Raw genomic sequence first — 22,779 nt, forward strand, 5'->3', positions numbered from 1 at the left:
CACATGACAGCCAAGCGAGGAGTGCTCTTCGACGTCGACGGCACGCTGGTCGACACCACCTATCTGCACGCGGTCGCCTGGTGGGAGGCCCTGCGGCAGCATGACGAGGACGTACCGATGGCCGAGATCCACCGGGCGATCGGCATGGGCTCCGACAAGATCCTCGACCACCTGCTCGGCGCCGATCGCGACAAGAGCGACGACGAACAGATGGCCGCCGCCCATGACGTGCTCTACGGGGCATGGTGGGAGCGGCTGCGCCCGCTGCCCGGGGCCGCGGACCTGCTGCGGGCGTGCGCGGAGCGCGGCCTCGCCGTGGTGCTCGCATCCTCGGCGAAGGGCACCGAGCTGGGGAAGCTGCGGCGGGTCATCGGCGCCGACGACGTGATCACCGCGGCGACCTCGTCGGCGGACGCCGAGGAGAGCAAGCCGGCGCCCGACATCCTGGAGGCCGCCCTCGATCAGTCCGACGTGGATGCGAAGCACTGTGTCTTCGTCGGCGACGCGGTGTGGGACGTCAAGGCGGCCGGGAAGCTCGGCATCCCGTGCATCGGCTTGACCTGCGGCGGCACGAGTGCGGACGAGCTGATGGCGGCGGGTGCCGTCGAGACGTACGAGAATCCCGCCGCCCTGCTCGCCGCCCTGGACCGCTCGGCGATCAAGAAGCTGACCGGCTGACGGTCAGGGACGGCGCCAGTCGTCGCCGGTGATGTGGGAACCGGCCTGCGGTCCCATGGTCAGCATGCCGCCGTCGACGGGCCAGGAGGCACCGGTCACATAGGACGCCTGCGGGCTCGCGAGGAACGCCACCACGGCGGCCACCTCGCGGGCGTCGCCGGGCCGCCCCAGCGGAATACCGGGACGCCGCTCGGCGTGCGGGTCCTGGTCCTCCTGCCCGGTCATCGCGGTGGCGATCTCGCCGGGCGCCACCGCGTTGACGGTGATGCGGTGCTCGGCCAGTTCCTGCGCCATGACCTTGGTGAGCAGTCCGAGGCCGCCCTTGGCCGCGCAGTACGCGCCCGCCCCGACCCGCGGGGCCGTCTCGTGCACGCTGGTGATGTTGATGATCCGGCCGCCGCGGCGCGCCTCGACCATGCGGCGGGCGGCGCGCTGGGCGCAGAGGAACGGCCCGTCCAAGTCGACGGCGAGCACCTTGCGCCACTGCTCCCAGCCGGTGTCCAGCACCGGCGTCGAGATGCCCGTACCGGCGCAGTTGACCAGCACGCCGATGCCGCCCAGCGCGTCGGTGAGATCGTCCACGACGGCGGCCGCGGCCGGCAGGCGGGTCAGGTCCAGGGACCGGATCTCGGCACGCCGGCCCGCCTTGCGGACCTCGTCCGCGGTGCGCTGGGCGTGCTCGGTGTCGCGATGCCGGGTGATGCCTATGTCGTACCCGTCCTCGGCGAGGGCGACCGCGATCGCCCGTCCGATGCCCGACTCCGATCCGGTGACGACGGCGACGCGAGGGTACTCAATCATGCCGGGCGGTTACCCGGCTGTGCGGCAGACAACCGCTGCTGTCCGGCATGTTTTGCCCCGGCGCCGGGCAGTGAAGGCGGGTGCAACTGCCCGACCTGCTCTTCGCCATCTTCGGCGTCGGCGCTCTGCTCGCCGGCATCCTCCCCCGGCTCCTCGAGCGCCGTCCGCTGTCCATGCCGATCGTGTTCCTGGCGCTGGGGATGGTGCTCTTCGCCGTACCGTTGGGCCTTCCGGAGGCCGATCCCCTCGCCCACCCGCAGCTGACGCAGCACCTGACCGAGGTCTGTGTGATCGTCGCCCTGATGGGTGCGGGCCTGAAGATCGACCGCCCGCTCGGCCGGCGGCGCTGGGCCACCACGTGGCGGTTGCTGGCGGTCGCCATGCCGGCCACCATCGCGGCCGTCGCCCTGCTCGGCTGGTGGTGGGCGGGGCTGGTGCCGGCCACCGCGCTTCTGCTGGGTGCCGCCCTCGCCCCGACCGATCCGGTGCTGGCCTCCGACGTCCAGGTCGGCGAGCCGACCGACGAGGAGGACTCCGAGGACGAGGTCCGCTTCTCGCTGACGTCGGAGGCCGGTCTCAACGACGGTCTCTCCTTCCCTTTCGTGTACGCGGCGATCGCGATGGCCACGGCCGCCGTCACGCACGAGAGCTGGATCGGCGAGTGGCTGCTGGTGGACGTGCTCTACAAGGTCACCATCGGCGCGGTGGGCGGCCTGCTGGTCGGCAAGTTCCTCGGCCGGCTGTTCTTCCGCGCGCGGAACAAGAAGCTGCGCCTCGCCCACCATTCGGAGGGGTTCCTTGCCCTGGCGGCGACGTTCCTGGCGTACGGGCTGGTGGAGATCGCCGGCGGCTACGGCTTCCTCGCGGTGTTCATCGCCGCGCGCGGGATCCGGTCCGCGCAGCGGTCGCACGAGTACCACCAGGTGCTGCACGAGTTCGCCGAGCAGATCGAGCGGCTGCTCACGGTGCTGCTGCTCCTGCTGCTCGGTGGGGCGGTGGTGGGCGGGGTGCTCGGGCCGCTGACGGTGAGGGCGGCGCTGGTGGGATTGGTCCTGGTCTTCCTGGTCCGTCCCGTGTCAGGATTCCTGTCGCTGCGCGGCGCACCGGGCCACACGGCGGAGCACTGGGTCATCGCGGCCTTCGGCATCCGGGGGATCGGGACGTTCTATTACCTCGCGTACGCGATGAGCCACGCGACGTTCCCGAACGTGGATGTCGTATGGGCGACAGCGTCGTTCGTCGTTCTGGTGAGCGTGGTGTTGCACGGCGTTGCGGTGACGCCCGTGATGCGGCTTCTGGACCGATACAACGAGCGGACCCGTACCCCGGAAGAGAAACACGCTCAGTAATTGCCGCCACGCTCCGTAATCGCGCCTCCGCGAAATCGTGGTTTATTGAGGACATTGAACCCGGGCCTGGTGGCAGAGCGTATTCATGGCTGTAAAGTGAGCGGCACCTTCCCCAGGCCGGTAATCCACGATGGAGCGACGAAAGGTGCGGCCGATGCGTATACGGGGCTTTGCGCCGGGGACACCCTGCTGGGTGGAGCTGGCGAGCGCGGATCCCGCCCGGGCTGCGGACTTCTACGCCCGGCTGCTGGGCTGGGAACCGGCGGGCGACCGGTTCAAGCTCGACGGGCGCGCCGTCGCCGGCCTGACCCGCGTCCGCGACGACCGCCCCGCGGGCTGGCTGACCTACCTGACCGAGCACAACCTCGAGGCCTCCGTCATGCGGGTGCGCGAGGCCGGCGGACGCCTGGTCAGCGAGCCCGCCGAGGGGCACGGCGGCCGCTCCGCCGTCATCGCCGACCCCGCCGGCGCGGTCCTGGGCATCTGGGAGCCGGCCGGCTTCACGGGAGCGCAGGTCGGCGGCGAGCCGGGCACGATGACCTTTCCCGAGCTGCTCACCGACGACGCGGTCGCCGCCGCCAACTTCTACGGCCAGGCGTTCGGCTGGCTGCTGCGCGACGAGTACGGCAGCGACGGGACCCGCGGCGAGTGGATCACCACCGCGCACGACGCGATGGCGGGCCTCGCCCCCAGCCGCGGCGGGAGCTGGTGGCGCGCCGCGTTCCAGGTGGCCGACTGCGTCGAGACGCTCGAGGACGCCCGTGCGTACGGCGCCACCGTCGTCTCCGGCGCCCGGCCCATGGGCTTCGGCACGTACGCGGAGCTGTTGGATCCCTGGGGTGTGCCGTTCTCGATCGCGGCCCCGGCGGCGATCCCGATCGAGCTCACCATGTCGTTCACCCCGAACTCAGGCATGGAGCTGACGTTCGGCGGGTAGTGGTACGCCTGTTCGAATAAACGTCATTCGAGGAGGCGGCGCCATGGCGGCGAGGCAGCAGGATCCGGCATCGAACACGATCAAGGACCCGGCCGACTGGACCACCGGGGACGAGCCGGCCACGGGAGCGCAGCAGTCGTATCTGCACACGCTGGCTTCCGAGGCCCACGAAGAGGTGCCCGAGGATCTGACCAAGGCGGAGGCGTCCGAGCGGATCGACGACCTGCAGGAGAAGACCGGCCGCGGCCGGTAAAGACCATTCCACGAAGAAGGGGCCAGCCGTCCGGCTGGCCCCTTCTTCGTGGAATGGCTGTCAACCCGGGTTGACATGAAGCTCCTGTCAACATAGGTTGACAGCCATGACCGAAGCAACCGATCTGGCCGCCGCGGCGGGCAGCACCGATCCCCGGGTCGGCCTGCGCGCGGTCGTGGCGCTGCGCCGCCTCCTGGAGGGTCTCGAACATCTCCAGGTGGCCAACGCCCGCCGGAAGGGCTGGTCCTGGCAGGAAATCGCGGACGCCCTCGAGGTGACCCGCCAGGGCGTACACAAGAAGCACGCGAACCGCATGCCGATGCAGGATCCCCGGGAGGACTGAGATGTTCGAGCGATTCACCCACGCGGCCCGCGAGGTCGTCGTCCGCGCCAAGATCGAGGCCCGCGACCTCGGGCAGGCGCCGGTCGACACCGAACACGTCCTGCTGGCCCTGCTCGCCGACCCGGACGGGCCGATCGCCTCCGCCCCGGCACTGCGCGGCAAGGGCGTCGACGCCGGCTTCGTGCGGTCCGAGATCATCCGCCGGGCCGGCAGCGGCGCCACCGGAGCGGCCGCCGCCGCAGATCCCGACGACGCCGACCGGGAGGCGCTCAAGGCCATCGGCATCGACCTCGACGCCGTGCGCCGGGCGATCGAGGAGAACTTCGGGCCCGGCGCCCTCAACCTGCCCCGGCCCGCCTCGTCGAAGCGCAAGGGGCTGATGCGGCGCTTCTACGGCAGCGGGCACAGCCCGTTCTCCGACCGCAACAAGAAGATCCTGGAGCTGTCCCTGCGAGAGGCGATCCGGCTCAAGCACAACTTCATCGCCCCCGAGCACATGATGCTGGGCCTGCTGCGCGAGGGCCGCGGGCTCGGCGTCCAGATCCTGACCGAGCGCGGGGTCGACCTCGACAAGTTACGCGCGGACGTGACGCGGTCGCTCAAGTCCGCTGCGGCGTAGGACCAGGGCGGGCTGGGTAACCAGGGCGCCATGACGTACCGGGTCGAGTACAACGGCGAGGACCTCGAGCTCGCCACGCTGGACGCCGCCCTCGACAACGCCAAGCACGCGATCGCCGCCGACGTCGGCCCGATCAGCGGCTGGGCCGTCGAGCACGACGAGACGATCAACGACTGGTTCGTCCAGGGCGTACGGGACGGCGAGGCGGTGGGTGCGACCGCCGTGGTGACCGGCCCCGAGCCGACCATGACCGCCGAGGCCCTCCCCCGGCACGCACCCGCCGCCGGGGACACCGCCGCCCGCTGCATGACTTTCACCGGCGCGACCCCCGCGGAGACGCTGGACATGGCGGCGGCCTGGCTCGCCGGCCGGCCCCAGATCCTCGACGTCGACGACCTCGGCTGGCACCTCACCCGCACCGGGTATGAGGCACGTGTCTACTACCGCGCTTGAACTGATCGAGGCCGTGCTGTTCGACATGGACGGCACCCTGGTCGACTCCGACGCTGCCGTCGAACGCGCCTGGCTCACCTGGGCCGCTGAGTACGACGCCGACCCGGACGCCGTACTGGCGGTCGCGCACGGGGCTCCGGCCGAGCGTACGGTCCGGCTGACCCGCCCCGACCTCGACGACGCGGCGGTGGCGGTCGCGGCGGCCCGCCAGCTCGAGCTCCAGTACGACGACCTCGGCGACGTGGTGGCCACCCCCGGCAGCCTCGAACTGCTGGCCGGCCTGCGGTTGCCGTGGGCGGTCGTCACCAGCGCCGACGTGCGGCTGGCCAGGGCCCGGCTCGGCGCCGCGGGCATCGACGTCGCGGTGCTCGTCACGGTCGAGGACATCCGCGTCGGAAAGCCGGACCCCGAGGGGTATCTGTGGGGCGCGGCGCTGCTGGGCGTACCGCCCGGCCGCTGTCTCGTGGTGGAGGACGCCGAGGTGGGCGTCGCCGCCGGCCGTGCCGCCGGGGCGATCGTCGCCGCCCTGAAGGGCATCGCCGCCGACATCATGATCGGAGACCTGGCCGAGCTGACGCCGCTGCTCCCCCGCCGCTGACGGTGAGGCGCGTCATGCCCGTACCTCTGGTATTTCAGATTTGAAAGAGTTAGCGTTTCTGTCATGGCCGAACCACTCGACGCCGGGCAGCAGACGTGCTGGCGTGCGTACATCGAGAGCAGCTGGGCGCTGCAGACCCGTCTCGAGGACGAGTTGCGGGCGCAGACCGGGCTGACCATGGCCGACTACCACGTGCTCGTGGTGCTCTCCGAGGCACCGGGGCACCGGCTTCGCATGCGTGAGCTGGCCGGCTTCATGGTCTTCTCGCCCAGCCGGATCACGTACCAGATCACCTCCATGGTCAAACGGGGCCTCGTCCGCAAGCAGAGCTGCCCCGACGACGGCCGCGGCCAGGAGGCGGTGCTCACCGACGAGGGCATGGCGGCGCTGGTCGCCGCCGCCCCGCTGCACCTGGCCACCGTGCGTGACAGCTTCATCGACGACCTCGACGACGCCGAGATCGCCGTCCTCGCCCGCGTCTTCACCCGGCTCGGCGCGCGCCTGCGCCCGGTCACCATCTGAGGGGGACTCCATGCCCGCGATCACCGTCGACGACGTCCTGGTGCTGCCGCGCCTGCCGCGGCTCGACCCGGCCACCACCAGCTACCGGCCGGTCCGCCGGCTGACCACCGCGCCCACCGGCTACGAAGGTGAGGGCTTCCCCGTGCGGCGTGCCTTCGCGGGCGTGCCCCTGCAGGAACTCGACCCGTTCATCCACCTGGACCAGATGGGTGAGGTGGACTACGCGCCGGGTGAGCCGAAGGGGACGCCGTGGCACCCGCACCGTGGCTTCGAGACCGTGACGTACATGATCGACGGCACCATGGACCACCAGGACTCCCTGGGCGGCGGCGGCACGATCACCAACGGCGACACCCAGTGGATGACGGCGGGCGGCGGCATCCTGCACATCGAGGCGCCCCCGGAGAAGCTGGTCATGAGCGGCGGGCTCTTCCACGGCCTCCAGCTGTGGGTCAACCTGCCGCGGGCCGCCAAGATGATCGCGCCCAAGTACCAGGATATCCGCGGGCGGGAGTCCGCCCTGCTGACGACGCCGGACGGCGGCGGGCTCATCCGGGTCATCGCCGGGACGATCGCGGGCCACGCCGGTCCGGGCTCGACCCACACGCCGATCAACCTCGCGCACGTGACCCTGCAGCCGGGCGCCCGGCTGGAACTCCCCTGGCAGCCGGAGTACAACGCGCTGGTGTACGTCCTCGCGGGTCAAGGCACGGTCGGCACGGACCGGCGCCCGATCCGGATCGGCCAACTCGCCACCCACGCGGCGGGCGACGCCATCCGGGTGGACGCGGCACCGGAGCAGGACTCGAACATCCCGGCGATGGAGTTGTTCATCATGGGCGGCCAGCCGATCCGCGAGCCGGTGGCCCACTACGGGCCCTTCGTCATGAACACGCGCGAGGAGCTGATGCAGGCGTTCGAGGACTTCCAGAAGGGGCGGCTGGGCGTCATTCCGGCGGAGCGCCTTCCGCACCTGGACTGAGCGGATCCCTCCCGCGCATGCAGTGGTTTTGTCGGTGGTCGCCGATATCCTCCGGGCATGGCTGTGGACATCGGCGAGATGCTGGATCGGCTGCTGACCGAGGGCGCACACCACTTCGACGACACCCACGACTACCGCCTCACCATGATCCCGATCGGCGCGGTGACCCTGCCGACGGGGCACGTCGTCGCCTGTGACCCGCTGAGCGGGCCGGATGAGATGCCACCCTTCACCGTGACCGTGCCGCCCGGCCGCTACGGACTGCGGGCCTGGGTGGCGGTGGCTCAGCCCGCCCGGCGTTCCCCCGGCCGGCCACCGCCCGGTCCCGGCATCGAGCCCGCGACGCCCGTCCCGGCCCGCGGCGGGCAGCGCGCCGGCTCCATGCGGTCACCGGGTCATGGCGCAGGGACGCGACACCCGGGCGCCGACGATCGGCCCGTCCGGCACGGCCTCGAGGCGGACCGGCGGACGGCAGCCCTGGAGCTGGTGGTTCGCGACGAGCCGGTGGCCTCCTGGGAGCCGGCCGTACCCGCGCAGGCGGGTCCGTCCTTTTGCGACGAAGACGGCTTCTTCGCCTATCCGGCGGACTGCGGCGCCGCGACGCTGGCCGACCAGCGGGCGGTGACGGCCCTGCGGGCATGGCCCTACGAGCGGGTCGAGGAGACCTACCTGCCCGACCCGGGCCCGCCCGCGCCGGCCGCCCTCGGCGCGGTCACCGACCCCGCCACCGGCGCCAACGTCGTGGCCGTGGGCACGGGGTGGGACGACGGGGGTTATGCGACCTTCGTCGGGCGGACGGCCGGCGGGGAGGTCGCCGCGTTCGTCACGGACTTCCGCGTGCTCTGACTCCGGTCAGGACGCGCAATCGCGGCTCTGCCCCCGTCGTCCTCAGCCACGGCCGGTCCCGGTCCGGCGTGACGACGCGACCCCGCCGCCCGTGGCGTGGGCCGCTGCCGGGTGCGGTGTCCGGACGGTGACGGCCGCTGCCGGACCCGGGCAAGGGCCGGCAGCGGTCGGTGTCCTCCCGGCGACGCCGGTCAGTTGGGGAAGGAGTTCGGGTCGACGTCGCTGGTGGACGCGTTGCCGCCGACCATCGGGGTGAGGGTGATCGTCCAGATCGACGACGAGTACGACGTGGTCGTGAACTTGAACGTGTCGTCGAACTTGGTGAACGAGCAGTCCCGGGTGAAACCCTTCCCGCCGGCGTTCCAGTCCTTGCCCGAAGCCGTGTAGATCCGGTACGTACCGTCGCGGATGCCCTTGGCGGTGTACGTGCCGCCGCTGCGGACGTAGACCGTGAAGACCGGCTTGGGCTTCTTGCCCTTGCTGGGGACCAGCGACACCGTCGTGTCCGAGGCGCCGTTCTTGATCTTCAGGTGGCCCAGGCCGCCCGAGCCGGTGCGCTTGACGTACGTGCCGGTGCCGAGACGCCGGTTCTGTTCCTTCGGGGCGCCCGGGAGGAACGTGCCGAACTTGTAGTCGGCGTCCGCCGCCGCGAGCTTCTTGGCGTCCTCGCGGAGGCCGTCGGCCCAGCCGGACTGCAGGATCGTGGCGTACGGGGAGGCGGCCGGGCACTCCTGCTTGGCGCCGCCCGTCTGCTCGACCATGTCGCCGAGGTTCTCCAGCTCGAGGGCGAGCTGCACGTGGACGGCCTCGGCGCCCGCGGGCGGCTCGGTCGAGCGCAGCTTGCCGGCCTCGGCACGGATCGTGGTCGCCGCCGCCGGGGCCGCCTTCGCGAACGCGGCGCTGTCGCCCGTGTTCAGCTTGGCGAAGGGCGCCTTGATCGCGCTGTCGGACGCGGCCAGGAGCTGCGCATACTGCTCCGGGGTGACCGGGCCGGCGGCGGTCGGCGCGGTCGTCGCGGCGAGGCCGTTGCGCTTGCCGGCCTGCGGGGTCCCGTCGCCGCCGCCGCTGGAGAAGACGCGGATCACGCCGCAGCAGCCGAGCACCAGGGCGGCTGCGAGAACGGAACCGATGATCACATTGCGGCGGCCGGTGCGGGGCGCCGCCGTGGGGAGACCGGCGAAAGCCGGGCCGGGCTGGTAGCCGCCGGGCTGGTAGCCGGGCTGGTAGCCGGGCTGGTAGCCGGGCTGGTAGCCGCCGGGCGGCGGGTTGGTGCCGGGCGGGAATCCCCCGGGCGGGTTGGTGCCGGGCGGGAATCCCCCGGACGGGTGGGCGCCGGGCGGTGGATAGCCCGCGGCGGGCGGCGGGAAACCACCGGGAGCCGGAAAGCCCGGCGCGGCAGAACCCGGCACCGGAAAGCCCGACGCGGCAGAACCGGGCGCCTGGAAGCCAGGCGTGGGAAAGCCAGGAGCCGGGAAGCCAGGCGCGGGAAAGCCAGGCGCGGGAAAGCCGGGAGCCGGGCCGCCGGAAGCCGGCGGAGCGGAAGCGGGAGGACCCGAGGCCGGAGGGCCGGACGCGGGAGGGGCGGAAGCGCCGGGAAAGGGAGGCGGCGGCAGGAACGGCGTAGCCACCCGGATCGTCACCGAAACGATGCCGGCCGGCGTCTCCACCCACACGACGGCCCCGTCCACGGTGCCCGGAGGCACGGTCACGGTCAGCGGGCCGTGGGCCGGTGTCCACACGACCTTGGTGGCACCCGCGGCCGCTTCACCCGGCGGGACTTCGATCGTTGCGCTGCTGAAAGCCGGCTCCCCCGTCATGCCGACGAGTATGAATGAGCGGGGCGGATCCGCGCTGCCCGCTTTCCGTCACGAAACGGCCCCCAGTGAGGCGGCTCACCCTAAGATCATCGACACGAAACCGACCATGTCAGGCATGTCCGAGCAGGAAGCCGGTCAGGACATCAGAAGCATCGCGCCGACGCCCATGAGGACCATGATCAGCATGGCGATCAGCAGCCCGCGCTCGGACGAAGCGGCGGCGTCGGTCGGTACGGCGGTCGTGGTCAGAGGCTGGCTGCTCATGAGGAGTCCTTCGCGAGGGATGGCTACGGGCTCAGGGTGCGGGCAGACGTCAAGGGGCCTACCGTGAGGGCGTCGTCGACCTCGGAAGGGCTGCCCGTGTCACTGGAGGACTGGTTCCTGACCGCGGACGAGCGTGGCAACCCGGACTCAGAGATACCCACCTGGTCGCCGGGAAACACCGCCGAGCCGCTCTTTCACGGTGGAACCTATTTCGACCGGTTGGTGACCGAGGTGGAGACGCTCGGTGACGGTGACCACCTGTTCTTCACCGACTGGCGGGGCGATCCCGACGAGCGGCTGCGCGAGCACGGCCCCACCATCGCCGAGCTGTTCGCCGCGGCCGCCAAGCGGGGCGTCGTGGTCAAGGGCCTGCTCTGGCGCTCGCACCTCGACAAGCTGGCGTACAGCGAGGAGGAGAACCGGGACCTCGGCGAGGACGTCGAGGCCGCCGGCGGCGAGGTGCTGCTGGACCAGCGGGTCCGCCGCGGCGGCTCGCACCACCAGAAGGTCGTGATCCTGCGGCATCCCCACGCGCCCGAGAAGGACATCGCGTTCGCCGGCGGGATCGATCTGTGCCACAGCCGCCGCGACGACGCCGGGCATCTCGGCGATCCGCAGGCGGTGGCCATGGCCGAGGCGTACGGGAAGAATCCGCCCTGGCACGACGTGCAGGTGGCCATGCGGGGGCCGGTGGTCGGCGCACTGGATCTGTCGTTCCGGGAGCGGTGGAACGATCCGGCTCCGCTGGATCAGCACGGCCCGATCAGTACGCTCACCGACAAGCTCCGCCACTCCGACCTGCGCGCCGACCGGCTCCCGCCGCAGCCGCCCGATCCGCCCGAGTGCGGGCCGCACGACATCCAGGTGCTGCGGACCTATCCGGCGATGCGGCCGCGGTACGGGTTCGCGAAGATGGGCGAGCAGAGCATCGCGCGCGGGTACACGAAGGCGATCAAGCGAGCCCGCCGGCTGATCTACCTCGAGGACCAGTACCTGTGGTCCACGGAGGTCGCGCAGCTCTTCGCGGACGCGCTCAACGACAACTCGCAGCTGCACCTGATCGCGGTCGTGCCCCGCTTCCCGGATGTCGACGGCCGGTTCGCACTGCCACCGAACCAGGTCGGGCGGGCGGAGGCGATCTCGTTGTGCCGTAAGGCCGCGCCGGACCGGGTGCACGTGTTCGACGTCGAGAACCATGAGGGGACGCCGGTCTACGTGCACGCGAAGGTCTGCGTGGTGGACGACGTGTGGGCCAGCACGGGCAGCGACAACTTCAACCGCCGGTCGTGGACGCACGACAGCGAGCTGTCCTGCGCGGTGCTGGACCGGACCCGGGACGACCGGGCGCCCGCCGATCCGGCCGGGCTGGGTGACGGCGCCCGCGCCTACGCGCGGGGCCTGCGGCTCTCGCTGTTGCGGGAGCACCTGGACCGGGAACGCGACGAGGGCCTGCTCGACCCCGATGACACGGTACGGGCGGTGCGCGAGGCGGCCGACACCCTGCGTGACTGGCACCGGGACGGCGAGCAGGGCCCCCGTCCGCCGGGCCGCCTGGTGCCGCACGAGACCGAGCCGCTCCCGTGGCATCAGCGGCTCTGGGCCGTACCGGCGTATCGGCTGATCTACGACCCGGACGGCCGTCCGTGGCGCGCCCGCCGCTCGGGCACGTGGTAGTGGTGGGTATACCCCCGGAACTATTCCTGGACGGCTGGGACGGCCCGGCCCGCGCACCTAGCGTGACGGTGTGTCCATTCTTCTGAACCGCCGGTACCTGCTCTCGGCCGGACCCTGGCGGGCCTTGGTCTACGTCCTTACCACCCTGCCGATCGCGGCGCCGGTCGGCGCGGCGATGGTGGTGCTGGTCCTGCCCTGGATCGCCGCGCTGTCGCGGCTGACCGAGCACGCCGCGCCCACCGGCGACGCGCTCTTCTTCATGTTCGTGTCGCTGGTGCTGTTCGCCGGCTTCGGGCCGCTGGCCGCCATCCCGGTCGGGGCGGTCGAACGCGCCCGCCTCGGGTTGATATCCGAGCGCCCGGTGCCCTCGCCGCACCCGCCCGCCACCGCCGACCCTTCCTCCTGGGTGCGAGTCCGGTACGCCGAGACCGCCACCTGGCGCGAACTGCTCTACGGGGCGTTCCTCGGCCTGGTCGTGCCCGCCGTCTACTTCGGATACGGCCTGCTCGTGCTCCTCGACATCGCGTTACTGCTGAGCCCGGTCCTGGCGAGCACCGGCACCGCCGCCTGGACCTTCGGGGCGTTCACGGTCCACTCCTTCGCCGAAGGCGTGCCGCTCGCGATCCTGGGTGCGGTGCTGGCACCCGTACTCGTCTATCTGCTCGGTCTGATCGCGGCCGGGCAGGCTGCCACAGCGCGGGCGCTGCTGAGCTACCGCGCCTGAGGATGGTCGAGCTCCCAGGTGGCGGGGCACCAGATCGGGGCCTGCGGGTCGCCGGTGCGACTCAGGGTGATCCGCCAGGCCTGCATCGGCGGGTGGCGGGCCGCGTCCCAGCGGTCGAGCACCTCAACGGCCGCGGCGGCGTAGCGCGAAGCCTGACCACCGCCGGCCATGACCGAGCCGTCGGACAGGATCGCCGCTCCGCCCGTACCCGTCTCGTCGAGCAGGACGAGGGTGCTGCCGTCGCGTCCCGGGATCGCGGCGTGGGTGGCGCGGGTGTTCCACACGCCGGCGGCGTACCAGAGATCCCGGTACCCGTAGGCGTCGAGCGGTTCGGCCCAGCGGGCCGGGGCCGCCTCCGCGAAGGCGGTGAGGGCGTCGGACGGTACGGGGTGCGGGTGGGCGCGGGCGTGCCGTGCGGTCAGCGGGCCGGCCGCGGTCATGAAGCCGGAGGGGCAGATGACCGTGGCGGTGACCGGACCGTCCGCGGCGCCCCGGACGGCGAGGACGGGATGGGTGCCGGCGTGCTCGACCGGCGCCACGATCGGGCCCGGGCCGGCCTGCCGCAGCCAGTGCGGGGACACGCCCGCGACGCCGACGGTCACGATCGCCCGGTCGAACCGCTCCCCCGGCGCGCCCGCGTAGCCGTCGCCCGCGAGGACCCGTACCCCTTCGATCCTCGCCCGGGCCAGCGCCGCCCGCGCCCGGTCTGCGACGTCGGCCTGCACGTCGACGCTCGTCACCTCGGCGCCGAGCGCGGTGAGCAGGGCGGCGTTGTAGCCGGTGCCGGCGCCGATCTCGAGGACCCGGTGGCCGGCGCGCACCTCCAGCGCGGTCAGCATGACGGCCATCAGTGACGGCTGGCTGGAGGAGCTGACCGGCATCCCGTCATGGACCTTGGTGACGAGCACGTCGTCCTGGTAGACCGTCTCGAGGAACCCGGCGGCGCCCGGCTCCGCCCAGGTGCCGTCGCGCCGCTGGAAGCCCTCGGCCACGAAGACCTCCCGCGGCACGGCCCCGAAGGCCGCGGCGAGCTCCGGCGTCAACGGCGCACCGTGGCGCCGGATCTGCTCGACGAAACGGCGACGCAGGTCAGTCACCGCTCCACCGTAGGTCGTGGTGGGCGTTTCAGGGGAGGCCCGCCGCCGCGACGGCCGCCGCCAGTCGGTCCGGGACGTCGGCCTCGTGGTACGGCCGCTCCGAATCCTCGATGTGGTCGAGGAAGTCCTGGTAGGCGACGGCCGCGCGGAGCGCCGCCACCGGACGGATCAGCGCGACCGCGGTCTCCGGGTCGCTGTCCGGCGCGGTCTCGCGCCACCGGGCCGCCCACTCGGCGACGAGCGCGGCGGCGTCCGGCTCCGGCAGGCCGCCGGTCAGCCGCAGGATGTCGAACGCCGGATGCGCCACGGTCGCGTCGCCCCAGTCGACGATCACCCTGCGCGTCCGTGTCGCCCGGACGTTCCCGGGATGCAGGTCGCCGTGCACGAGCGTGTCGGGCAGCCCGCACGCGTCGACGGCGGCGAGCCGGGCCGGCAGTTCGCCCAGCAGATCCTCGAGACCGTCCACACTGTCCAGCCACGGCGCCGCCACCCGGGCGAACGGCTCGAAGCTCAGCCGCCGGTCCGGCACCCCGGCCGCGAGCAGGTCGGCGACCCGCGTCGCGAAATGCGCCTGTACGGGGTGGAAGGCGCGCGCGACCTCGGCACAGAACGACGCGCCGGCCTCGTACCGGTCCTCGCCCGGCACGTGGGCGAGCAGCGTACGGCCCGCGTCGCCGGCCCCCAGCACCGCCGGGACCAGGCCCGGCACGACCGCCCCGACCAGGCGCAGCACCGCCGCCTCGTGAGCGAAGAAGGCCGGCACCTGCTTGAGCCAGGCCACCGGCACCCCACCGGCGTCCAGGCGCCAGATCGCCGACAGGTTCCACGTGCGATGCTGCACGGCCACCACATCGTTGCGTCCCAGCGCCTCGGCGGCCCAGCGCAATGAGGCGGCCGGTCCGCCGGGCACCGCCCAGGGAGCGCGCCGCGGCACGGGATCCCCGTCGACCTCCCACGGCTTCAGTGCGGCGGCCACCGGCTCGAAGACCTGCGCCAGGTAGGTGACCGCTCCACCGGGCGGCGCCGCGTTCGCCGCCGACAGCAGCCGAAGAACAGTCACCTGTACGCCGTGACGAGCCCGTGCCGCCTCCACGACATCCGCCGACTCCTGCCACCACGGCAGCTCGAGGTCGAACGGCGGCAGCGCGCCGAGCACCTCACCATCGGCATCGACGAGTACGAGAGTCACAGTCCGGCCCACGCGAGGAACCGTAGCGCCGCCCGGCTAGCGCTTCACCGGATAGGTCAGGTGGGTGACACCCCGCCCCGCCACCACCGCCGGGTCGCCGAGGCGCACCGGCGTCTTCGCCAGGTCCGCGAAGAACGGTATGCCACTTCCGAGCAGCACCGGCACCAGCGATACCACGATCTCGTCCAGAACGCCGGCGTCGAGGTACTGCCGGGTCAGCGTCGGTGTGGACACCGCGACGATCCGGTCGCCGGCCACCTTCTTCGCGGCCTCCAGCGCGGCGATCGCGTCGGTGTGGAAGGTGGTGTCGGAGTCCGGCCGCGGCCAGCCGTCGGGCACCGAGTGGCTCACCACGAAGACCGGGACCCCGAGCGGGTGCCGCCCGCCCCACCCGCCGGTCTGATCGAAGATCCGCCGCCCGGCGAGCAGCGCCCCGACCCCGCCGGTCAGCGCGGGACGCAGATGTTCGGCGCTCGCCTCGGAGACCTTGAACGTCATGTGCGGATCGGCGGTCGGCACCTCGACGTCACCGTTGCCGTACCAGCCGAACAGCTCGTCGGTGCGGTCCTGGGGGTCCGCGATGAACCCGTCCAGCGACATCGACATCTCCGCGACGACCTTGGCCATGGTTCTCACTCCTTGACTCGGGTGGTTGTTTCCCCGGAGACGGAGCCACCGCCCGGTTCTCGACATCGCCGGGACGGTTTTTCAGGCGGATCAGGTGACGGCTTCGTAGCGGGCGCGCAGCGCCGCCCCGTCGGGCCGGCCGTACAGGTGCAGCCGCGCCATGCCACCGTCCGGGAAGATGTCCAACCGCACGTGGGTGGCGACCGGCACCACGGCGATCGGAAAGCGGTGCCGGGTGTCCGGGCTCAGCCGGACCTGCGGCAGCAGCTCGAACCAGTCGTCCGGGTCGTCGAGCAGGCCGGTGCGCGTGTCGATGCCGCGCAGGGTCGCGCTGCCGGGCGCGTTGCCCTTGAAGTGGCTGGTGTCCAGCTCGGCCAGCTCGACCACGGCCGGCGCGGCGAGCTGGACCAGCACCCAGTCGTTGCCGTCGTCGCGGCGGCGCGACGTCTCCCAGCCGTCGCCCATCGAGCGGGCGAGGCCCGGGTTGATCAGGTTCTGGGGGTGGCCGTAGAACATGTTGCTGCAGCTGGCGATGCGGGCGCCGTGCTCGGCGGCGGCCACGTCGAAGACGCTCGGCAGCAGGCGCGGGTCCGGCACCACCTCGCCGTGCACCCGCAGGCGCGCCACGCCGCCGTCCGGGTAGATGTTGAGGCGTACGTGGGTGAATCGCTGGCGGGAGTCGACGGCGAACAGGTTCTGGCTGTCCCCGGCGAGCGGCGACCGCCGCACCAGCGGCACCCACTCCGCCTCGGCGAGCTGGGCCGCGTCCGGATGGAAGTCGAACGAGCACCCCTCGACCGAGGCGTGCGGCGGGTAGTTGCCGGTGAAGAACGCGGTGTCGATGTCGATGCCGTGCACCACCCCGGGAGCGCCCAGCCGGATGATCGCCGTGTCGTGTCCGGGCTCGCGGCGGCGCCGGGTCTCCCAGCCGTCGTACACCTGGCCCTTCTGCCCGAACGTCTTCGGCGCGAAGACCGGCGTGGCCGGCTCGACGAGATGGTCGGCCGCGGCGAAGAACTCGTCGTTGGCGTGGACCACCCCGCCGCCGAACGTGCGCGACGCCAGGTCGGGCAGGAGCGTGAACTCTTCCATCAGGAGACCTCTCGGATGAGGAAGCGGCCGTGCGGTGCCGCGCCGGTCACCGTCCGGCCGCGGAGCCAGGTCGTGCGGACCACCCCGGTCAGGGTCTTTCCCGCGTACGGCGTGACGGGGTTTCGGTGGTGCAGGAGCCCGGGATCGACGACGAACGTCTCGTCCGGGTCGAAGGCGACGAGGTCGGCGTCGGCGCCGACGGCGATGCGGCCCTTGCCGGTGAGCCCGACGAGGTCGGCGGGTCGCCGCGCCATCCAGTCGACGACGTCGGCGAGGCCGTAACCCCGCTCGCGCGCCGCCGTCCAGATGACCGGCAGCCCGAGCTGGACGGAGGCGATGCCGCCCCACGCGGCCGCGAAGTCACCGGTGTCCCGGCGCTTGAGATCGGGCGTGCAGGGCGAGTGGTCGCTGACGACGCAGGTGATGAGCCCCTCGGCGAGCGCCGCCCACAGCCGGTCGCGGTTGGCGGAGTCGCGGATCGGCGGGCAGCACTTGAACTCGGTGGCGCCGGCCGGGATCTCCGCCGCGTCGAGGGTCAGGTAGTGCGGGCACGTCTCGGCGGTCACCCGAAGCCCGTCCGCCCGCGCGGCGGCGATGAGCGGCAGAGCGCTCGCCGCGGACAGGTGCAGGATGTGGACCCGGGCCCCGGCGGCCCGGGCCGCCTCGACGGCGGTGGCCACCGCGGCATGCTCGGCCTCGGGCGGCCGGGAGGCGAGGAAGTCCGCGTACGCCGGGGACGGCACGGCCGCGTGCAGATGATCGGGATCCTCGGCGTGGATCACGAACAGGGCGCCGTCGACGGCCGCGAGAGCCTCGGCCAGCTGCCCGGGGTTCAGCGGCGGGAATTCGGGCACGCCGGAGTCGGCGAGGAAGGCCTTGAAACCGAACACCCCGGCGGCGTGCAGCCCAGGCAGCTCGGCGGCGTTGCCGGGGATCGCCCCGCCCCAGAACCCCACGTCCACCTGGATCTGTCCGGCGGCGGCGGCCTGCTTGATCCGGAGTGCCTCGGCGGTCACGGTCGGCGGCAGGCTGTTCAGCGGCATGTCCACGATGGCGGTGACCCCGCCGGCCGCGGCGGCCCGGGTGGCGGTGGCGAAGCCCTCCCACTCCGTGCGGCCGGGCTCGTTGACGTGCACGTGCGTGTCGACCAGACCCGGCAGCAGCGCCAGGTCCCCGAGATCGACCTCCCCGGCGGCGCCGGCCGGCGCGTCGTAGCCGCCGACGGCCACGATCCGGCCGCCGCTGACCGAGACGGCGGCGGGCCGTTCACCGTCGGGGGTGACGGCGCGGCGGGATCGCAGCACGAGGTCGACCATGAAGCGAGCCTAACCGTCCAGCGTCGCCGGGCGGCTACGTCACGCTAAGCCGCCCCGGAACGTCACGCGATCGTCAGCAACTCCTCCCGCGTGAAGCCGACCGTCTCCGGCGGCAGGGCACCGCAGTCGAGGCCGCGCAGGAGGTAGCCGGCCAGGGCGCGGGCCGTCGCGGGCTCGTCGAGGATGCCGCCGGCCTGGCGGTCCAGGTAGCGGCGGAGGCGGGTCATCGCCGCGTCCATGCCGTCGGCGAAGAAGGCGTACGTGGCCGCGAAACGGGTCGGGAGCTGCGCGGGGTGCAGGTCCCAGCCCTGGTAGAAGCCGCGTTCCAGGGAGCGGCGAACGAGCCGGTGGTGCAGCGCCCACGCGTCGTGGACCGCCACGCCGGTGCCCACCGGCAGGATGTTGGTGGAGCCGTCGGAGAGGCGCACCCCGGTGCCGGCGGCCGCGGCCTGCATCACGGCCTTCGCGTAGTCGGCCACCGGGTGGTCCATCGCCTGGTACGCGGCGGCCACCCCGGCCGCGGCGCTGTAGTCGTACGTGCCGTAGTGCAGGCCCACGCAACGCCCCGCCGCGGCCGTGATGAGCCGGGCCACGGTGGCGGTGCCGTCCGCGCCGAGGACCGCCGACGGGAGCTCGATCTGGATCTCGAAGCGCAGGCTGCCGGCCGCCAGGCCGTACGCCGCCTCCAGCCGTTCGCAGAGCGCGACCGCCGCCTCGACCTGGTCCGGGCCGCTGACCTTCGGCACGGTGATGACGAACGGCTCCGGGAACAGCGACAGCCACAGATCGAGGGTGCGCAGCGCCCGGCGCCGGGTGGGCGCCTCCAGCGACTTGACCCGGATCCCCACGAACGGCGGGCGGGGGCCGTCGAGCAGCACCGCGGCGGCCTGTTTCACCGCGGCGTCCTCCACGTCGTCGCCGCGGACGCCGTACCCGTCCTCGAAGTCGATGCGCAGGTCCTCGATGGGCTCCGCAACGAGCTTGGCCCGGACCCGGTCGGCGAGCGCGGCCGGGAACGGCAGCGGCGGATGCTCGTCGAGCACGGCTAGCGCCTGCGCCCCCCACTCCCGGAATCCGGTGATCCGGTCGGCGGGGATGTAGACCGTGTGCACCGGCTGCCGCCCGGGACGCTCGCCGGGATAACGGGCGGCGAGGAACGCGTCGTGGACGGCGAGCCGGTCGTCGATCGCGGCGTAGTCGTCGTCGCGGAGCCGCACGGTCAGTCGATCGAGTCGTAGGCGGCCGTGGTGAGGAAGTCGGCGAAGTCGTCGGCGAGCGCCACCCGCTCGAACAGCTTGCGGGCGTCGTCGAAGCGGCTCGACGCCCACGCCTGGTCGCCGAGGGCCTCGCGGATCTTCGCCAGCTCCTCGTCCTCGATGCGGCCGACGAGGTCCGCCGTGATCGGGGTGCCGTCGTCGAGCCGGACGCCGTTGTGAATCCACTGCCACACCTGCGAGCGGGAGATCTCGGCGGTGGCCGCGTCCTCCATGAGGTTGAAGATGGCGACAGCGCCGTTGCCGCGCAGCCAGGCCTCCAGATACTGCAGGGCGACCGAGACGTTGGACCGCAGGCCCGCCTCGGTGACGGCGCCGCCGGTGGCGGCCACGTCGAGCAGCTGGGCCGCCTCGACGTCGACGTCGTCGCGCAGCTTGCCGAGCTGGTTGGGCCGGTCGCCCAGCACCCGGTCGAAGATCTCGCGGCACACCGGCACGAGGTCGGGGTGGGCCACCCACGAGCCGTCGAAGCCGTCGCCCGCCTCGCGCTCCTTGTCCTCGCGGACCTTGGCGAGGGCGACCTCGTTGACGGCCGGATCACGCCGGCTCGGGATGAAGGCGGCCATGCCGCCCATCGCGAACGCGCCCCGGTGGTGGCAGGTCGAGACCAGCAGCTCCGTGTACGCCCGCATGAACGGCGCGGTCATCGTCACCGAGGCGCGGTCGGGCAGCACCATGCCGGCGTTGTCGCGGAAATACTTGATGATGCTGAACAGGTAGTCCCAGCGGCCGGCGTTGAGGCCGGAGATGTGCGGGCGCAAGGCCCAGAGGATCTCGTCCATCTCGAAGGCGGCCGGGATGGTCTCGATCAGCACCGTCGCGCGGATGGTGCCCTCCGGGATGCCGAGGGCCTGCTGCGCGTGGGTGAAGACGTCGTTCCAGAGCGCCGCCTCGTGGTGCGACTCCATCTTGGGCAGATAGAAATACGGCCCGCTGCCGCGCGCGATGAGCTCGGCGGCGTTGTGGAAGAAGTACAGCCCGAAGTCGACGAGGGCGCCGACGGCCGGCTCGCCGTCGACCGGCAGGTGCCGCTCGTCGAGGTGCCAGCCGCGGGGGCGCATGACGATCGTCGGGTAGGGGCCCTCGCCCAGCTCGTATGTCTTCTTGTCGGTCTCGAGCCGGATCGTGCGGCGGATCGCGTCGTAGAGGTTCTCCTGGCCGGCGACGACGTTGGCCCAGTGCGGGGTGTTCGCGTCCTCCAGGTCGGCGAGCCAGACCTTGGCGCCGGAGTTGAGCGCGTTGATCGTCATCTTGCGCTCGGTCGGCCCGGTGATCTCGACCCGGCGGTCGGTCAGGTCGGCGGGCGCGGGCGGCACCGTCCAGTCACCGGCACGGATCTCGGCGGTCTCCGGCAGGAACCCGAGGCTGCCGCCGGCGGCGATCTCGGCACGACGCTCGGCACGCCGGGCCAGCAGCTCGTTGCGGCGCGGGCGGAACCGGCGGTTCAGGTCGGCGACGAACGCCACGGCCTCGTCGGAGAGGATCTCGGTCACGGGCGGCGACTCCCTTCACAGATGGCTCCCCGTACCGTATCGGTCCGGACCCGGCCGCGCCCCGGGCTGTGGACAACCTCGCATTTGCGCTTCAGAGGTACCACTCCGCGTCGGCCGCCGGCACGTCGTCGCGGGTCACCGTGCCCTCGATGAGCCCGTACGGCCGATCGCCGGCGATGAACACCTCACCCGGGTTCTCGAGGTCGAAGGGCGACAGGTCGACCAGGTAGTGATGCTTGTTGGGCAGCGCGAGGCGGATCTCGGCGATCTCGGGCCGGCTGTCCAGCACCCGGGAGCCCATGGAGAACAGGGTCTGCTGCAGCGAGTAGCTGTACGTGTTGACGAACGCGTTGACGAGCGCGTCCTTGGCCTTCTCGAACGACTCGCCCCACGCCGTGGTGTCCGAGAGATGCCGCCAGCGGGCGTCGACGGCGGTGGCGAGGATGCGGTCCGTGGTCTCCGGCAGCGTCGTGTAGCGGTCGCGCGGGAAGCCGTGGAACTCCGAAGCGGTGGAGTTGAGCACCACGAAATCCTTGAGCCCGGACACGACCTGCTGGAAGCCCTCCCCCACCGTCACCGTGCAGAGCCGCGTGAAGTCGCCCTTGCGCCGGAACGAGTGCGGGCCGAGGCGCTCCCAGCCGTACGACTCGATGCTCACCCGGGCGGTGACGATCTGTGCCTGCGTGGCAACAAAGTGCCGGCCCAGCCGCAGGGCGAACGCCTCGGGCTCGCCGACGCCGTGCTCGCGGGCGAACGCGTACACGGTGTTCTTCATCGTGTCGGTGGGCAGGACGCCGGCGTTGTCGCCGGTCAGATGGGTCGCCGACAGGTCACCGGAGAGCGCGACGCTCACGTTGAGGTCGGTCAGCCCGTGCGTGTCGCCGCCGCGCGTGAGGTGCACGAGCCGGGTCTCCGCCTTGCCGTATCGGTTCGGTCCCAGCACGATCGCCACGCGTCAGCTCCCTCGGTAGGTGGTGTAGCCGTATCGGCTCAGCAACAGCGGCACGTGGTAGTCCCGCTCGGGGTCGTGGATGTGGAAGGCGATGGTGATCTCCGGGAAGAACGCGTCCCCGCCCAGGTACGGCTCCACGGAGAACACCAGGCGGTAGCCGCCGGCCTGCCGGTCGTCCAGCGCATGCTTGAGCCGGCCGTCGTCGTCCGTACGCCCCTCGGTGATCAGCCGCCACCCGTCCGCGTCGCGGCGTTCCAGGCGTACGTACACGTCGCGGGCCGGCTCGCCGGTGACCGTGTCCAGGACGTGGGTGGAGATCCGCGTGGAGGACTCCGCCTCGAACCGCTCATTCGAGCCCATCGAGCACCCTCTCCAGCCGGAGCAGGGCGATCTTGCGCAGCTCCCCGGCGACGATCGTCCGTTCGGTCTCCTCGTCGTTGCCGAGGCGTTCGCGGGCCGCGGCCAGGATCTCCTCCTGGGTGCGGCCGCTGGCGAAGATGAGGAAGACGCGGCCGAACCTGTCCTCGTACGCCCGGTTGGCCTCGACCAGCTCGCTCCGGACCCGCTCGTCCGTGCCCCCGGCCGCCGTGGACTGCTCGCGGCGGGACCAGGCCGCCTCCCGGGAGTCGCCCTCCGCCCGGTCACCGATGCGCGGGTGCGCCGACAGCCCCTGACAGACCTGCTCCCAGCTCAACTCACGCGCGGCCGCATCCGCCGCGGAGAGCAGGGCCGCCCGCGACGGGTACGGCCGCCCGGCCGCGACGGCCTCGGCCCACGCCGGTACGGCACACGCCGCGAGCAGGGTCGCCCGCAGGTCGTCGGCGGGCAGCGAATTGAACGCCTTCACCCGATCAGTCAACCAGTCCCGAGGGTGCCGCG

Annotated in this window: 26 protein-coding genes; 13 read left to right on the forward strand and 13 right to left on the reverse strand. The window is 72.3% G+C overall.

Annotated elements, in window-relative coordinates:
- Positions 1-3: 3 nt before the first annotated feature.
- Positions 4-678: an HAD family hydrolase gene (locus AB0368_RS14840; protein ID WP_366154387.1), complete on the forward strand. Its 675-nt coding sequence runs from the start codon at positions 4-6 to the stop codon at positions 676-678.
- Positions 679-681: 3 nt separating this feature from the next.
- Here AB0368_RS14840 and AB0368_RS14845 read toward each other — a convergent pair whose 3' ends face one another.
- The gene (locus AB0368_RS14845; RefSeq protein WP_366154388.1) at positions 682-1,479 is read right to left on the reverse strand and encodes an SDR family oxidoreductase; all 798 of its coding nucleotides are present in this window, start codon (positions 1,477-1,479) and stop codon (positions 682-684) included.
- A gap of 80 nt (positions 1,480-1,559) precedes the next feature.
- On the opposite strand from AB0368_RS14845, the gene AB0368_RS14850 reads away from it, so the two are divergent.
- The 10 genes from AB0368_RS14850 (at position 1,560) to AB0368_RS14895 (ending at position 8,381) form a co-directional block, all read left to right on the forward strand.
- Positions 1,560-2,828, forward strand: coding sequence for a cation:proton antiporter (locus AB0368_RS14850; RefSeq protein ID WP_366154389.1), 1,269 nt, complete (start codon positions 1,560-1,562; stop codon positions 2,826-2,828).
- A 154-nt stretch (positions 2,829-2,982) separates the two neighbouring features.
- Positions 2,983-3,765: a VOC family protein gene (locus AB0368_RS14855; protein ID WP_366154390.1), complete on the forward strand. Its 783-nt coding sequence runs from the start codon at positions 2,983-2,985 to the stop codon at positions 3,763-3,765.
- Between the two features lie 43 nt (positions 3,766-3,808).
- Positions 3,809-4,018 (forward strand): DUF3072 domain-containing protein, encoded by a 210-nt coding sequence (locus tag AB0368_RS14860; RefSeq protein WP_366154391.1) that lies wholly within the window; start codon positions 3,809-3,811, stop codon positions 4,016-4,018.
- Positions 4,019-4,124: 106 nt separating this feature from the next.
- Positions 4,125-4,361 carry a helix-turn-helix domain-containing protein gene (locus AB0368_RS14865; RefSeq protein ID WP_366154392.1) on the forward strand — a complete coding sequence of 79 codons (237 nt, stop codon included), beginning with the start codon at positions 4,125-4,127 and terminating at the stop codon, positions 4,359-4,361.
- A gap of 1 nt (position 4,362) precedes the next feature.
- Positions 4,363-4,980 (forward strand): Clp protease N-terminal domain-containing protein, encoded by a 618-nt coding sequence (locus AB0368_RS14870; protein WP_366154393.1) that lies wholly within the window; start codon positions 4,363-4,365, stop codon positions 4,978-4,980.
- A 30-nt stretch (positions 4,981-5,010) separates the two neighbouring features.
- Positions 5,011-5,433 (forward strand): hypothetical protein, encoded by a 423-nt coding sequence (locus AB0368_RS14875; RefSeq protein WP_366154394.1) that lies wholly within the window; start codon positions 5,011-5,013, stop codon positions 5,431-5,433.
- Positions 5,414-6,031, forward strand: coding sequence for an HAD-IA family hydrolase (locus AB0368_RS14880; protein WP_366154395.1), 618 nt, complete (start codon positions 5,414-5,416; stop codon positions 6,029-6,031). Before AB0368_RS14875 ends, AB0368_RS14880 begins: the two co-directional genes overlap by 20 nt.
- A 63-nt stretch (positions 6,032-6,094) precedes the next feature.
- A complete protein-coding gene (locus AB0368_RS14885) occupies positions 6,095-6,553 on the forward strand; it encodes a MarR family transcriptional regulator (protein ID WP_366154396.1) in 459 nt (152 codons plus the stop codon).
- 10 nt (positions 6,554-6,563) lie between these two features.
- Positions 6,564-7,535, forward strand: a complete 972-nt coding sequence (locus tag AB0368_RS14890) for a pirin family protein (RefSeq protein WP_366154397.1) — start codon at positions 6,564-6,566, stop codon at positions 7,533-7,535.
- A 57-nt stretch (positions 7,536-7,592) separates the two neighbouring features.
- Positions 7,593-8,381 carry a DUF4241 domain-containing protein gene (locus AB0368_RS14895; protein ID WP_366154398.1) on the forward strand — a complete coding sequence of 263 codons (789 nt, stop codon included), beginning with the start codon at positions 7,593-7,595 and terminating at the stop codon, positions 8,379-8,381.
- A gap of 191 nt (positions 8,382-8,572) precedes the next feature.
- Here AB0368_RS14895 and AB0368_RS14900 read toward each other — a convergent pair whose 3' ends face one another.
- Both AB0368_RS14900 and AB0368_RS14905 read right to left on the reverse strand, forming a co-directional pair.
- On the reverse strand, positions 8,573-9,790 hold the full coding sequence (locus tag AB0368_RS14900) for a hypothetical protein (RefSeq protein ID WP_366154399.1): 1,218 nt from the start codon (positions 9,788-9,790) through the stop codon (positions 8,573-8,575).
- Positions 9,791-10,333: 543 nt separating this feature from the next.
- The gene (locus AB0368_RS14905) at positions 10,334-10,462 is read right to left on the reverse strand and encodes a hypothetical protein (RefSeq protein WP_366154400.1); all 129 of its coding nucleotides are present in this window, start codon (positions 10,460-10,462) and stop codon (positions 10,334-10,336) included.
- Between the two features lie 96 nt (positions 10,463-10,558).
- Here AB0368_RS14905 and AB0368_RS14910 point away from each other — a divergent pair, with 96 nt between their 5' ends.
- Both AB0368_RS14910 and AB0368_RS14915 read left to right on the forward strand, forming a co-directional pair.
- Entirely contained in the window at positions 10,559-12,136 is a 1,578-nt protein-coding gene (locus tag AB0368_RS14910; protein WP_366154586.1) for a phospholipase D-like domain-containing protein, read from the forward strand.
- 70 nt (positions 12,137-12,206) lie between these two features.
- The gene (locus tag AB0368_RS14915) at positions 12,207-12,860 is read left to right on the forward strand and encodes a sensor domain-containing protein (protein ID WP_366154401.1); all 654 of its coding nucleotides are present in this window, start codon (positions 12,207-12,209) and stop codon (positions 12,858-12,860) included.
- Here the strand turns inward: AB0368_RS14915 and AB0368_RS14920 are convergent.
- The 10 genes from AB0368_RS14920 to uraD all read right to left on the reverse strand — a co-directional run bounded on the left by AB0368_RS14920 (position 12,848) and on the right by uraD (position 22,747).
- Complete coding sequence (locus AB0368_RS14920) at positions 12,848-13,957, reverse strand: methyltransferase domain-containing protein (RefSeq protein ID WP_366154402.1); 1,110 nt, start codon at positions 13,955-13,957, stop codon at positions 12,848-12,850. The two genes, AB0368_RS14915 and AB0368_RS14920, sit on opposite strands and share 13 nt — an antisense overlap.
- A gap of 28 nt (positions 13,958-13,985) precedes the next feature.
- The gene (locus AB0368_RS14925; RefSeq protein WP_366154403.1) at positions 13,986-15,158 is read right to left on the reverse strand and encodes an aminoglycoside phosphotransferase family protein; all 1,173 of its coding nucleotides are present in this window, start codon (positions 15,156-15,158) and stop codon (positions 13,986-13,988) included.
- A 24-nt stretch (positions 15,159-15,182) separates the two neighbouring features.
- Positions 15,183-15,773 carry a dihydrofolate reductase family protein gene (locus tag AB0368_RS14930; protein ID WP_366154404.1) on the reverse strand — a complete coding sequence of 197 codons (591 nt, stop codon included), beginning with the start codon at positions 15,771-15,773 and terminating at the stop codon, positions 15,183-15,185.
- A gap of 90 nt (positions 15,774-15,863) precedes the next feature.
- Positions 15,864-16,865 (reverse strand): allantoicase, encoded by a 1,002-nt coding sequence (alc, locus tag AB0368_RS14935; protein ID WP_366154405.1) that lies wholly within the window; start codon positions 16,863-16,865, stop codon positions 15,864-15,866.
- Positions 16,865-18,181 carry an allantoinase AllB gene (gene allB / locus AB0368_RS14940; protein WP_366154406.1) on the reverse strand — a complete coding sequence of 439 codons (1,317 nt, stop codon included), beginning with the start codon at positions 18,179-18,181 and terminating at the stop codon, positions 16,865-16,867. The genes alc and allB overlap by 1 nt, the downstream gene beginning before the upstream one ends.
- A 62-nt stretch (positions 18,182-18,243) precedes the next feature.
- Positions 18,244-19,398, reverse strand: a complete 1,155-nt coding sequence (locus AB0368_RS14945; protein WP_366154407.1) for an aldolase/citrate lyase family protein — start codon at positions 19,396-19,398, stop codon at positions 18,244-18,246.
- Between the two features lie 2 nt (positions 19,399-19,400).
- Entirely contained in the window at positions 19,401-20,948 is a 1,548-nt protein-coding gene (aceB, locus tag AB0368_RS14950) for a malate synthase A (RefSeq protein ID WP_366154408.1), read from the reverse strand.
- Between the two features lie 91 nt (positions 20,949-21,039).
- Positions 21,040-21,900 (reverse strand): factor-independent urate hydroxylase, encoded by an 861-nt coding sequence (gene pucL / locus AB0368_RS14955; RefSeq protein ID WP_366154409.1) that lies wholly within the window; start codon positions 21,898-21,900, stop codon positions 21,040-21,042.
- Between the two features lie 3 nt (positions 21,901-21,903).
- A complete protein-coding gene (gene uraH / locus AB0368_RS14960) occupies positions 21,904-22,260 on the reverse strand; it encodes a hydroxyisourate hydrolase (protein WP_366154410.1) in 357 nt (118 codons plus the stop codon).
- Positions 22,247-22,747: a 2-oxo-4-hydroxy-4-carboxy-5-ureidoimidazoline decarboxylase gene (gene uraD / locus AB0368_RS14965; protein ID WP_366154411.1), complete on the reverse strand. Its 501-nt coding sequence runs from the start codon at positions 22,745-22,747 to the stop codon at positions 22,247-22,249. The genes uraH and uraD overlap by 14 nt, the downstream gene beginning before the upstream one ends.
- Between the last annotated feature and the right edge of the window lie 32 nt (positions 22,748-22,779).

It is taken from the genome of Actinoplanes sp. NPDC051475 (assembly GCF_040689425.1).
In the GTDB taxonomy this organism is placed as follows: domain Bacteria; phylum Actinomycetota; class Actinomycetes; order Mycobacteriales; family Micromonosporaceae; genus Actinoplanes.